The organism is Psychrobacter sp. Choline-02u-9, from assembly GCF_002836505.1.
Taxonomy (GTDB): Bacteria; Pseudomonadota; Gammaproteobacteria; order Pseudomonadales; family Moraxellaceae; genus Psychrobacter.
On the sequence record NZ_PJBF01000058.1, the window covers coordinates 193,573 to 206,490 of the forward strand.

At 43.0% G+C, this 12,918-nt stretch carries 8 protein-coding genes; 4 read left to right on the forward strand and 4 right to left on the reverse strand.

Annotated elements, in window-relative coordinates; all coding sequences use genetic code 11:
• Positions 1-47: 47 nt before the first annotated feature.
• Both CXF69_RS10955 and CXF69_RS10960 read right to left on the reverse strand, forming a co-directional pair.
• Positions 48-1,004 carry a metallophosphoesterase gene (locus CXF69_RS10955; RefSeq protein WP_102078096.1) on the reverse strand — a complete coding sequence of 319 codons (957 nt, stop codon included), beginning with the start codon at positions 1,002-1,004 and terminating at the stop codon, positions 48-50.
• 83 nt (positions 1,005-1,087) lie between these two features.
• Entirely contained in the window at positions 1,088-1,696 is a 609-nt protein-coding gene (locus tag CXF69_RS10960; RefSeq protein WP_102078097.1) for a rhomboid family intramembrane serine protease, read from the reverse strand.
• Positions 1,697-2,119: 423 nt separating this feature from the next.
• Between CXF69_RS10960 and CXF69_RS10965 the strand changes: the two genes are divergently transcribed.
• Together CXF69_RS10965 and CXF69_RS10970 are read left to right on the forward strand one after the other, a co-directional pair.
• On the forward strand, positions 2,120-3,757 hold the full coding sequence (locus tag CXF69_RS10965; RefSeq protein ID WP_102078098.1) for a hypothetical protein: 1,638 nt from the start codon (positions 2,120-2,122) through the stop codon (positions 3,755-3,757).
• Positions 3,758-4,059: 302 nt separating this feature from the next.
• A complete protein-coding gene (locus CXF69_RS10970) occupies positions 4,060-5,655 on the forward strand; it encodes an OmpA family protein (protein ID WP_102078099.1) in 1,596 nt (531 codons plus the stop codon).
• Between the two features lie 102 nt (positions 5,656-5,757).
• On the opposite strand, the gene nagZ is transcribed toward CXF69_RS10970, so the two are convergent.
• Entirely contained in the window at positions 5,758-6,834 is a 1,077-nt protein-coding gene (gene nagZ, locus CXF69_RS10975) for a beta-N-acetylhexosaminidase (RefSeq protein WP_102078100.1), read from the reverse strand.
• 464 nt (positions 6,835-7,298) lie between these two features.
• Here nagZ and CXF69_RS10980 point away from each other — a divergent pair, with 464 nt between their 5' ends.
• Positions 7,299-9,509: a carboxy terminal-processing peptidase gene (locus CXF69_RS10980; RefSeq protein ID WP_102078101.1), complete on the forward strand. Its 2,211-nt coding sequence runs from the start codon at positions 7,299-7,301 to the stop codon at positions 9,507-9,509.
• A 505-nt stretch (positions 9,510-10,014) separates the two neighbouring features.
• Here CXF69_RS10980 and CXF69_RS10985 read toward each other — a convergent pair.
• Positions 10,015-10,500 carry an FKBP-type peptidyl-prolyl cis-trans isomerase gene (locus CXF69_RS10985; protein ID WP_057758283.1) on the reverse strand — a complete coding sequence of 162 codons (486 nt, stop codon included), beginning with the start codon at positions 10,498-10,500 and terminating at the stop codon, positions 10,015-10,017.
• Positions 10,501-10,824: 324 nt separating this feature from the next.
• Between CXF69_RS10985 and CXF69_RS10990 the strand changes: the two genes are divergently transcribed.
• On the forward strand, positions 10,825-12,855 hold the full coding sequence (locus CXF69_RS10990) for a M61 family metallopeptidase (protein ID WP_102078102.1): 2,031 nt from the start codon (positions 10,825-10,827) through the stop codon (positions 12,853-12,855).
• Positions 12,856-12,918 lie beyond the last annotated feature (63 nt).

Sequence of the window (12,918 nt, forward strand, 5' to 3'; positions counted from 1 at the left end):
TTGACTTTTAATACTGGTATGGCGCTAATTGCATTGATATCACGATTTTATATTTGTTTTTCATCGTGATAATGCTGAACAAAGTGATTGGCTGTCAATGGTAATGGTTGCTTGGTATCCAGTTGATAGCATGTTAGATAGCCGCTATCCACTGCAGCAGAGTAGTCAGTACAGGCAACTTGTGAACTGAGTGGCTCAGGTGTGCCAGTGAGCCAATAGTGCCCGACAAATACAGGTTTATGAGTTTTTAGTGCAAATTCAATATTTTCAGCCAACGCATCAGGCGGTATTTGTGCCAATGCGGACGATGGAGCACGAGACACTTCACGAAGTGTGCGTGTATTTAGCTCATCTAGCCACCAGCGTACTCGTACTCGCGTGCGCTCAGTACCTTCTTTATCTACCATGATGATACCATCAGGCAACCCTGTCTCAATCCCTTTTAATACTCGTTCTAAAGCATCAAAGGTGATGGTATCTTCTTTAGCGGTTACGATTAGACCTTCAGGGGTTAGGCAGTTATTATCCGTCAGCAGTGGCTTTAGCACCGCCATACTATCTACATCCCAGCAAGCATGGACGAAACAGGCATAATCTGTCTCAATCCACAGAGGTATCTCATATAAGCGCTGTAACCAGTATTCGTGCTGCTCTGAGCCGAACGGTATCTCCGCCAAGAACGCTTCATGTTGGCGTTTATGTACCGCATTATGTGAGCGCAGATACAGGCTAGAATCCTCAGGATCGAGCGTAGCATAAGCCAAGGCATTATATTCATGATTGCCCATCACCGCATCAGCCACGTCTGCGTCTAACATCGCAAAGACAATCTCTAATGTGGCCAGTTGCTGTGACCCACGGTCAATCAAATCGCCAATGAATAATGCCTTGTGACCAGCTGGCGGCACAAAATGCTGACCGTTATGCTCGTAGCCTAATTGGTTTAACAAACCAACGAGCTTGTCTGCATAACCATGAATATCACCGATAATATCTATAATCATAATGAATTATTAAATCTCAAACGTAAAAGTAAGCAATTTGCTTAATTGCCCTGATTCAAAGAATTTCTATTTGAGAAAACAGTTTAAAAACCAGGCGACAATAAAGCATTTATAAAATGGGGTAGTACTTTAGGTTCTAAAATAATCGTGGCAATGAAGCCAAATGCGCCGCCCCACATATGTGCCATATGATTGATATTTGAGCCACCACGTTTGTCAGCATAAATACTATAAAATACATAAGCGACGGCAAACAGTATCGCAGGAATGGGAATAATGGCAAATAAGTAAATTCGCTCCCACGGTGCTAGCAAAATAAAGGCAAATAAGACCGCCGATACACCGCCCGATGCCCCAAGACTTAAGTAACTGGCATTGTCTTTATTTTTAAGATAGCTTGGAATCATGGCTACAACAATAGCCAATATATAAAAAACCACAAAACCATAGCCAAACAAAAATGAACGATATAGCCCTTCAATAGCTCGACCAAAGAAGTACAACGTAAACATGTTGAATAGCAGATGCATACTGTCGGCATGAATAAAGCCATGCGTGACAAAACGATCCCATTGCCCATTGTTGACTGCTGGCGGGTAAAAAATCAATCGATTAAATAGCGTCTTGTTTTGCCAAGCCAATAAGCTGACAATAACGGTAATAATGATAATAAGCGTCGTATGGTTTAACAAAGGAAAATCCTTAGGCCGTGCCTGATATGTGACAATGTTACAAATGACAAGCTACAAATGACAATATTCAAAGCCTAAGCGTTACGGCTGATTAAAAAGTAAGTTTGACGTCTGATCCGTATTAGGTACTAACCATTAGCAATAGACCAATACTAACAGCAGTTGCGATAACGCGAATACCTATTGTGTGACAAAACGATGCTTTTTTATGCGGTTATAGTGAATAATGTAGCAGTGTACCATGCAACATAAGTGAAACTTTTAGAGCGATGGTAATGAAGACACCAATAACTAAGGTAATGCTCAGACTAGTTACGAGTACGGCCTTAGATAAAAAAGTAACATTTCCAAATGATGTACATAAAAACAAAATAAGTGCTTAGTTCTTGCACATACAAATAAGGCTGATAGAGACAGTGAAATATGAACATTATTGACCAGCTAGAAAAAACGGTAACCCCAGCTGTAATGGGTAATGATGACAGCAATAATGTCGCCTATGTCAGTCTACTTGAGCAGTTTTATGCTGTTTTGGCCGCGCGTTTAGCTGTGCCACAGGTTTACTCACAATTGCTGCGTACTGACCAAGTAATTACTAGCAGCAATAATGAAAGCCCCTTATTTGAACAAATATGGCAAGATAAAAGCCTGCAAGAGACTATCGTCCAAGAGTTGTCAGCCACCCATCACATTGATGAGCAGACAACTGAGCAACTACTAATTAGTGCCGCGCCGTTGGCATATCGTGAGTTAAAAGTATTGGCCAATGGGCAGTTTTTGCCAGCATTTTTACAAGACAAACAGGCTGCTTTACGACCATATTTACCTATCTGGGCAGCAGCTGTGATTACTGCTACTCAAGGCGTTAGTCAGCAAATACAAACAAGCTTCAATTCAGATGATGGCCATATACCAGCACATGTGCCAGTAAGTGACGATATATCGAATAAACTTGACGACGCTACTTTAGATACTGGCATAGTCGCACCAATAACGAACACTGATGTAGAAAGTATAGAGCAAATATCAACTGTTGAGCGCGCAAACACTGAAGCGTTAGATGACAATACGATTGCCAGTAGTGATGCTATTCATGCCAATCCAGCAGCCTATCATCTGGCAGAAAACAGTAACTTGAAGCATGCACAAGTACGCACTCGCAATCAACGAAACGATCTACTAATACGTGTGTTTTTATTAATAGTAGCCCTTGCTGCGCTTGCCCTAGCAGCATGGGCATTATTAGTGAAACCCAATAATGAAATACCAGTAGAGCCTGTGGCCACGGCACCTGTTGAACCACCGCCAGCACCCGTGCCTCCTGTACCAACAACGACTCCTGTTGAGCTTATTGTCGGTGTTGATAACGGCGGCAACTTGTACACTTGTAGTGCGACCGTTGGCGATGCTGCGCTGCAAAGCACGTTGCAACAGGCGCTTAATACAAGCTTTGGTGAGCAGGCAAGTATTTGTGAGTTGAACATACAGGATGGGGTAGCAACCACAATCGCTAATATGCCTGCGGAGACACTGCCCAATGTCTTGACGATGCTTAGATCAACACCATTTGCACGTTTGCATGTGCAAAATGACCGTCTCACACTAGAGGCGCCAGACAATATGCTGCTACAAAGACTGGTCACAGAAGTACGCAACTTAGCACCAACGATGGTAGTCGAGAGTACAGCACCACTGCCATTGCCTGATAATAGTAATATTGGTGATGCTACGAACAACATGGCAAACGCAAATAACCAGTTTGTAGATGATGGGGCGGGGATTAATAATCAACTCAATAATAATGGGGTAAATAGTAACTCTGGCGAATACCAAGCATCAGATGATGATACTGGAGATCGTGTGATACCAACTCCTTTGCCTAACAATAATAACAGTTTTAATAATGCGCCCAACAATCTGCCTACCAATGGCGCGAGTAATATTCCCAACAACTTTCCTTCAAATAATCAAACGACCAGACCGCCAGGCCCTTTTTCACCTTCAGAAGTGGATGAGATGGCAAACACGGTTATCGTTGCTGAACCAGCTCAAGTTAGGTAGTTTTTTATAAGGCACGCTGTTTCATAGGGCGTGTCTTTTTATATGGCCTATCTTTTCATGTGATTTAGCTACAGTTACGTGTGCCAACCGAAACATTACTTACTGTATCATTTGCACAACAACGCACAGACTGTGAATAGCAGCTTAAGAATTTTATAATAATCAAAACCAAATAAAGTAGTTTGATGGATTTATCGCTATCATGATTACCTAATACTATAACGATTGAATACGAAAGAATGATATAGCTGCTTTTTGAGCGAACGAATCATATAAATAAAAATTAAGGGGAGAGCCATATTATGGATATTATTAGCCATTTGACACGCACCGTCAGCCCAGCCGTATTAGAAGATGACCGTAGCCCAGCTAAGAAAAATCTACTAGAACAGTTTTATGCCATTTTTGCTGCTCGTCTTGCAGACAACGATACTTTTAGTCGCTTTGCTAATGAAAATATTGCCCGTGACGACAATGCTTTTTATGACCGTGTATGGACAGAAGGGGCACACCGCGACCAAATTTCTCGCGAATTAGCAGGCAAACATAATGTCGATGCAACCGCTTCACGTGGTTTGATTGCGATGGCAGCGCCACTAGCTTTTCATGAAATAAAAAGCTTGGCTGGTACCACGCCCGTTCCGCAATTTTTGAATGACAACCTGAACAGTTATCAGCATCATATCCCTGCATGGGCGGGTACTGTTTTGCCTGCTAGTGCGGTCGCTGCCACCTCTACGGCTAGCACACCAATTTCTGATACCACCAGTACAGCACCACTAGAAAAAGAAGAAGAGCCAAAAGAGAGCTTTATGAAAGCGCTGCTACCTATTATTGGTTTGATTATCTTGGGTGCACTGGCTTGGGCACTACTCAGAGGCTGTCAAGAAAACCCTGAGCCTGTAGCAACGCCAGCGGCTACAGTACAGCAAGGGGCGCAAGGTAATGAGGCATTAGCGGTTGCAGGCGCAATTGAGCCTGCATCACTGAGCATCGCAACTGGTGAAAATAGCGAGCTGTATGCTTGTCGTATGAGCGTGGGTGATGAGACACTACAAACCAATGTTATGAACGCTTTGACTGGTGCATTTGGTGATGAAGCCAATAAATGCCGTGCTGACGTTGATGATAATTTTGCAGTAGATATGCCAGCATCTGCTCAACTGGCTACGATATTACCAATTATCAAAAATGTACCGAACGCGAGCATGATTATCAAAGGCGATAACATTACTGTCAATGCTCCTGATAAAGCCGCGTTGGACAAGTTGGTTGCTGACCTACAAGCAGCTGCTCCTGCCATGACCGTGCAAGCTGAAGGCCCATTAGACTTGCAAGGCGAGATTGATGACAGTCTGGCTGCTGCAGATGTCGCGATGACCAATCTGGGTGATAACCCAGATCCACGTGATGTTGCTCGCGCTTTGAGTATTCAGGTGATTAACTTCCAAGTAGATGAAGCGGTTATACCTGAAGTCAATAAGGCGCTGCTAGACCGTGCTGCAGAAATCATCAATAACGTACCTGATATGAAGCTGATGATCGTCGGTCATACGGACAGTCAGGCCTCTGATACCTATAATATGGAGCTGTCTCAGGAGCGTGCTGAGTCAGTGAAAGCGTATCTAGTGTCTAAAGGGGTTGATGCCAGTAAATTAACGACCAAAGGTATGGGCGAATCAGAACCAATCGCAGATAATTCAACCGAACAAGGTCGCTTCCGCAATCGCCGTATTGAATTTATGGTCAATGACGAAGTGGTCAGCGCAAATGATGGCATGATGATAAACAGTGATTCGCTAGACCCAGATATGAACCCATTAGATAGTAATAATGATGACTTGTTACCAGATGGTGATGATGCTACTCAAGGTACTGCGGTAGACCCAACCAATTAATCTATTTGTTCTTATTTTGATTATAGTAGCCAAATGATAAAAACCGCATCTTATAAAGGTGCGGTTTTTTTGTATGCTGCTCGATGATAGTTAAGTAAGCTATTATTTATACAGAGTAGGATCTGTTGATTGCTTAGCAGTCTGACCATCAGCTTGCGCATCAAAGAAAGTCTGAGTAACATTTTGCTTGGCTTGCTGCCAGTATTCAAACTGCTGGCAGGTAGATTCAAGGTCGCCTTGCCATGTTGGGATGTTGCCGCGCATGGTTTTGATACGTTGCTGATTAGGGTAAGGCAGATCTTGCGCAGCTTTAGCCGCCTCATGAGCAGCCACACGGTCGTTGCACACGAGGGCAATATCACAACCGGCATCAATGGCCGCTTTTACGCGAGCACTGACATCACCAGCCGCCTTTGCACCTGCCATCGATAAATCATCAGAGAATAATACCCCATCAAATTTAAGCTCATCTCGAATGATATCTTGTAGCCAAATCTTGGAGAAACCTGCTGGCTTGTCGTCTACTTGCGAAAATATCACATGTGCTGGCATAAGAGCGTCCAGACTATGTAGCGTTTGAGCAAAAGGTTGCATGTCGCTATTAATGATTTCATCTAAGCTGCGCGTATCAATGGCTTCTGATACGTGAGAGTCAGGAGCGATGGCACCATGACCGGGGAAGTGTTTACCAGTGGTTGCCATACCAGCCGCTTTCATTCCACGCATAAACTGTGTTGCAAGCGCAGTGATGGCTTGCGGCTCATGATGAAAGCTGCGATCACCGATGACTTGGCTAATACCATCTCTATCCAGTACGGGTGCAAAGCTCAAATCAATTCCTACAGCTAATACTTCAGCTGCCATTAGATAACCGCAATCGTAGGCGCAGCTAAGTGCTTGACTTGGGTCTTGATTGAATAGCTCACCCAATCGTCCCATAGCAGGTAGGGGCGTGAAGCCTTCACGTAGCCTCGCGACTCGTCCACCTTCTTGGTCTACACCGATAAGTATGTCTTGATTGTGATAACGTATATCATCGCATAGTGCTCTGACTTGGGCCGCATCTGTGACGTTACGACCAAACAATATTACTCCACCGACCTGTGCTTGTTTAATCAAGCTGACATCTTCAGCGGTCAAAGCGGTACTATCGATATCTATCATTAAAACGCCGTACATCGCGTGATCCTTATTATTTTATATATGGTTATATTATGAGGGTGACTGATTATCTATCTATGGCTGTCTTATCGCTTAGCGGTCATTGTTCAGATATCTTATTATGACAGTTATTATTAATTGAGCATAATGTGGCAGGTTATTGGGGTCAAATCAATTTGCTAATAGCCATCAAATTCAGTCATCAAATCGATGTTGATAGCCCTCAATTGCTATGTATGATAAAAGTGATAGAAAGTTTGGTATGTATAGACGTAGCGTGTAAGATTGCTTATACAGTTTGAGACAGTTCAGTATTTATGCGCATGATAATATTGATTGATTTTTGACTATATATCAGTATTTAATGATGCATAAAGTATAAGAATAAAAAACACAGCATGTATAGGTCATAACAGATTCGAGCATTTCTAATTCTGATGAATTACCCAATACTATTAACTTTAAATAACTAGGTACATATGATGAAAAAACAACCAGCACAGTGGTTACTCAGTGCAGCGTCAGTGGGCATCGCCGGTATTATTCTGACTCAAAGTTACGGTACTGCAGTCGCCGAGACCAATACGGGAAGTTTCGTTCAAACCCCTGAGCAAAAGGTCACCACCCGTCAAGTAGCTGCTTTGCTGGATCGCAGTCATTATCTCAATCAGCCTTTAGATAGCAAGACTGGTAGTGAAATCCTATCAATGTATATTGATAGCCTTGACCCAAACCATACGTTATTTTTGCAATCTGATGTCGATGAGCTGAAGAAAAAACACGCTGAAGACTTTGGTGCTCGCCTAAAACAAGGTGATCTATCTGCAGGGGTAGAGGTGTTTGATCGTTACCGCAAACGCTCAAATGAGTACTTTGCGATGGCCACCAAGATGCTCAAAACAGATATTGATTTGACAGGTAACGACACAATCATTCTTGATCGAGAAAAACTCGGCCATTTTAAAACCAAAAAAGAGCAGCGCGATTACTGGGAACGTCAGCTAAAGTTCCAGTTGATGAGTATTACCCTCGGTCAAGAAGACGAAAAAGCCAAAGAAAAAGTATTTTTAAGCAATCCAGATATCACTCGTGGGCAAGACTTGGTACGTAACGATGAGCGTACGCCAAATGAAATTTTACAAAATCGTTTGTCGCGTCAACAAGAGCAGTTTAAGCGTCTCAAAGATGATGAAATCATGGAAACCATCTTAAATACGGCGATGCTAACCTATGATCCACACAGTAATTATTATGCACCGATTCAAGCGACTGAACTGCAAATCCAGTCTAGTCTTCAGTTAGAAGGTATTGGTGTCTCTATTCGTCCAGATCGCAAAAATCCAGATTATACTCGTATTGTGACTTTGGTCGATGGTGGTCCAGCCGCCAAGTCGGGTCAAATCAAGCCCAATGATTTGATAGTTGGTATCGCAAAAGATGGCGAAACCATGACGGACGTGGTTGGTTGGTCAACACGTGAAATTGTCAGCTTGATTCGCGGAAAACGCGGTACATCGGTCACACTGAAACTACGTCAACCTAACACCCCAGATGCTAGCGCCCGTACGGTCACGGTGGTACGAGACATTATTCAGCAAGAAGAGTCAGGCGTCACTCAGCGAGTGGTAGAAGTGCAGCGTCCTAATATTGATAAGACACCAAAGCGTATTGGCGTACTTGAGATACCAAGCTTTTATTTAAACTATCGTGCGCGTCGTAATGGTGAAGACTACCGTAGCGTCAGTATCGATACTGAAAAAGCGTTAAAAGAGTTGAATAAACAAAATATCGATGGCCTAGTGGTTGATTTGCGTAATAACCCTGGCGGCTCATTAGATGAAGTTGCCAAGATGTTAGGTTTCTTTATCAAGAGTGGACCACTGGTACAGATTCGTGATAATCGCGGTAACATTCAAGTGTATCGTGACAACGATGGTGGCGAGCAGTTGTATGATGGCAAAATGTCGGTCATTACCAACTTAGCATCGGCATCAGCCAGTGAAATCTTTGCCGCTGCTATTCAAGACTATGGTCGCGGATTAGTAGTTGGTAGTACGACAACTGGTAAAGGCTCTGCGCAGATTCAGCTCGATAGCTTAGCTTTAGGCTCTGCCACCTTAACTCAGCGTAAGTTTTATCGTGTCACTGGCGGTAGTACGCAAAATAAAGGTGTTGTACCAGACGTTGAGCTAGTCAATATCTATGATGATGCAACCTTCGGCGAGCGCGCTCAGAAAAAAGCATTGCCTTGGGACACTATCAGAACGGCGCCGTATAAGCCTGAAGGGAAGTTTACCAGTGATACATTGGCGACACTCAATCAGCAGTCTAAGATTCGCCAACAAAAAGACCCGCAGTTTACTTATCTATCGACACTAAATGATATTCGTAACATGGATGATGAAAAGAAACCTGTTCGTTTAGATATCAATAGCCGCCGAGCTAAAATGCAGCTAATTGAAAAACGCTCATTAGAAGCAGAAAACAAGCGCCTTATCGCAACTGGTGAGCGTCCGTACTCTAATTGGAACACTTATCAGGCAGCGATGGACGCAAAATTTGAAGAACGTAGCCGTATGAAAGCCGCTGAGCGTCCAGAATTGCCAGAGGATGAAGCATTCATCAATGAGGCAGCTTACCTTATGCTCAGTGCAGAACCTAAGACAATGCTTAGCCCTGAAGAGAAGCTATAATGTGAAGTTATTATAGCGTTACGTAATCTATGTAAGCATATGCTTACATAGATTGACGTTTAGACCTCTTACCAACGAAGGGTCAATCTGCGACTATAACTGTACGGCACGATTGAACGAAACGGTTCATTGATACTAGGGATTGGTATCTTAAAGGTCGCACTAGGGATAAGTAGTTTGCTGATTAAGGATGATAAGGCTGGATGCCTGTCAGTTATGAGATGCCCCGGGATTAGGTATCACGTAACGCTAACATGGATGGTTGGTAATAAAAGCCGCATGACGCTTGTCGTTATGCGGCTTTGTTACGTCTGGATATTAATAATTTTATGGCGGATTCTTTAAATAGATAGTATTCAAGTTAATCATATTTATATTAATTCGAAACTTGCCATGAGATAAGCATAAAAAAAGGCCAGTAACCTTATCGGCTACTGGCCTTTTAGATTAGATGATAAATTTAATAACTTATTATCTAACTATATTCACTACACTCTAGAAGAGATTAGTGCTCAACGCCACCTGCACCATGTACATGGCCATGGTTTAATTCGTCTTCAGTTGCTGCACGTACTTCTTGGATTTCAACATCAAATGTCAAACGTTTGCCAGCCAATGGATGGTTTGCATCAACAGTCACTTCTTGATCGTTCACAGCAGTCACAGTAACCAACATTACTTGGCCGCCAGCTTCTGACTGGAACTGCATACCAGGCTGAATGTCATCAACGCCTTGGAAGTTGTCACGTGGTACGTGCTGTACTGCTTGCTCTTGGTATTCGCCGTAGCCATCAGCAGGTTCAACGACTGCATTAACTTTTTCGCCAGCAGACTTACCTTCTAATTGTGCTTCTAGGCCTGGGATAATGTTGCTGTGACCATGTAGATAAGCAAGTGGCTGACCTTCTGGTGACTGGTCAAGGATATTGCCTTCGTCGTCTTTTAATGTGTAATTGAATTTGACGGCAGTGTCTTTTGCGATAGTAGTCATAAAATATCCTAAATATATCTATGTAAAAAATTAAATACGGTTGCAATAAACCTAAAAAAGCCAATCTGCAAGCCAAAAGGCCACGTCATTAGTCAATTATCATCAGTTTATTAAAGTAACTTTAGCAGTTAGCATCTTTAATTGAGATGGCCCACATAACTTTCAAGGCAAAAAACATAAAAAATGCCAATTAATGCCACAATTTACAATAATAACTGCTATTTTCTATAGCTAATGCATAGCTATTGGCTATTCATGGTTTAGGAGTTGCTTTTTTAGAGCAGGACTTCTAGCATAATTATAAAAATAAGGACGAGAGATACGATGACTGCATTTGCCAATACCACTACTAAACAACCAGCGAGCAATGTTTCAACCAATCATGATGATACTAAGGCTAAAACGATAGTTGATATAAGCTATCAATTTGATTTTGCCCGTTTCTACGAGCATTTGGTCGATGTATCCCTGAGCTTTACAGTGGTATCCGACGCTCCGCAGCTTTGGTTACCAGCGTGGATACCAGGCAGTTATCTGATGCGCGAGTTTGCCCGAAACATCACTGCGGTACATTATCAAATAGTAGGGGCTCAAACAGCGGATAGTAACAAGCAATCAGAAACTTATCGCGCGCAAAAAATTGACAAAAATACATGGCAGCTGCCAGCGGTGCAAGCAGGGCAGACGGTCGTCGTTGAGTACGAAGTCTATTGCTATGATTTGTCCGTGCGTACGGCCTACATCGATCAGCAACGACTTTATGGTAATTTCACTTCACTTGCGCTCGCCGTCGAAGGGCAAGAGCAAGCACCTGTCCACGTTAGCTTAATCGTTCCTGAGATATTTTTTGCAGACAAAGAAAGTAGCAAAGTACTGATGGCCTGTGGTTTAGAGGCTACGCACCTGCAAGTTGATCAGCAGCAAAAAGGCCGTCAGCAAGCGAACAGTCAGCATATTTACAAGTTACAGGCAGCCAATTATCACGAGTTGATTGATTATCCATTCGAAATCGCAGAACAAGAAAAGTTTGATTTTATTATTCATGATAATGAGCATCAGACGCTACATCATAGCTTTTACCTGTCAGGTAAGCAGAATGCTAACCTAGGTCGGTTGCAGCAGGATATTACTCAGATTTGTCAGACCTACGTAGATTGGTTAGGCGATGCGCCATTTGACGATTATACCTTTATGACCTTTGCCAGCGGTCAAGACTATGGTGGACTTGAGCATATCAATTCTACTAGCCTTATTACCCCGCGAAATGACTTGCCAAGTGCCAATGAGCCAAAGCTACCAAGTGCAGATTATCAGCGGTTTTTAGGCTTGTGTAGTCACGAATATTTTCATTCATGGTGGGTGAAGACGGTACGCCCTAATGTCATGATCGATGTCGATTTGCGTCGTGAGGCATTTACGCCATTACTTTGGGTATTCGAAGGGTTTACGTCTTATATCGATGACTTCATGTTGCAAGCGTCAGGCGTGATTGACAAAGCCAATTATCTGCGACTACTAGCTGAGCAAATCAATCGCTACTATCAGACCCCAGGGCGCGGTAATCAAAGCGTGGCAGAGTCAAGTTTTGATGCTTGGATTAAGCTGTATCGTACTGATGAAAATACAGGCAATGCGGGTGTCAGCTACTATAATAAAGGCGCGTTGGTCGCTCTATGTCTGGATCTAATCTTACTCAAAAATAGCGACGGTCGTTATCGTTTGTTTGATGTGGTCAAAGCTTTTTATACTCAGGCCAAGCAGAACGATAGTAAGCGGATTGGTATCAGTAGTGATGACATGGCCTCTGTTATTGAGCAGTTTATGCCGCTAGCAGAATGGGAAGACTTTGAACGTCGTTACGTCAATGGGGTAGAAGAGCTGCCAATTGAAGCGTTGCTAGTGGCAAACGGTGTCAAAATACAGGCGAATACCAAAGAAACCGCTGACAAGCATGTGCCTTGGGGTATGCGATGTAATGAGACGCCAGCTGGGCTCAAGGTCAATCGTGTGATGCGAGGTAGTATTGCGGCTAAAGCTGGTATTTCAGCGCATGACGTTATTATCGCGATTGACGGCATCAAAGCAGATACGAAACAACTTACCACCTTGGTTAATACAGAGCATCCTGTTGAATGCTATTTATTCCGTCGTGATGAGCTGATGTGTGTTCAGGTTCAACCCGAAACGACAACTAAAGTTGAGCCGCGAGATGAGACAACTGGCATGACTGGAGCAGTACCTCCTCATAAAGTAAGCCTACGCTTAGCAAAAGGAGATAAGACTTTAGAGAATGATAATGAGCAATTAAAAGGTGAGGCAGGTTGGGAGACATGGCTTAATGTTATGAAACGATAGCCTCGATGCTATATAAAATACCTTTCCATACAAAAAACCCTCTTCCGAGCAATACTGCTTAGA

Coding starts and splice junctions, on each gene's coding strand:
- CXF69_RS10980 (WP_102078101.1), top strand. CDS start 7,299: ATGAAAAAACAACCAGCACAGTGGTTACTCAGTGCAGCGTCAGTGGGC.
- CXF69_RS10970 (WP_102078099.1), top strand. CDS start 4,060: ATGGATATTATTAGCCATTTGACACGCACCGTCAGCCCAGCCGTATTA.
- CXF69_RS10955 (WP_102078096.1), bottom strand. CDS start 1,004: ATGATTATAGATATTATCGGTGATATTCATGGTTATGCAGACAAGCTC.
- nagZ (WP_102078100.1), bottom strand. CDS start 6,834: ATGTACGGCGTTTTAATGATAGATATCGATAGTACCGCTTTGACCGCT.
- CXF69_RS10985 (WP_057758283.1), bottom strand. CDS start 10,500: ATGACTACTATCGCAAAAGACACTGCCGTCAAATTCAATTACACATTA.
- CXF69_RS10990 (WP_102078102.1), top strand. CDS start 10,825: ATGACTGCATTTGCCAATACCACTACTAAACAACCAGCGAGCAATGTT.
- CXF69_RS10965 (WP_102078098.1), top strand. CDS start 2,120: ATGAACATTATTGACCAGCTAGAAAAAACGGTAACCCCAGCTGTAATG.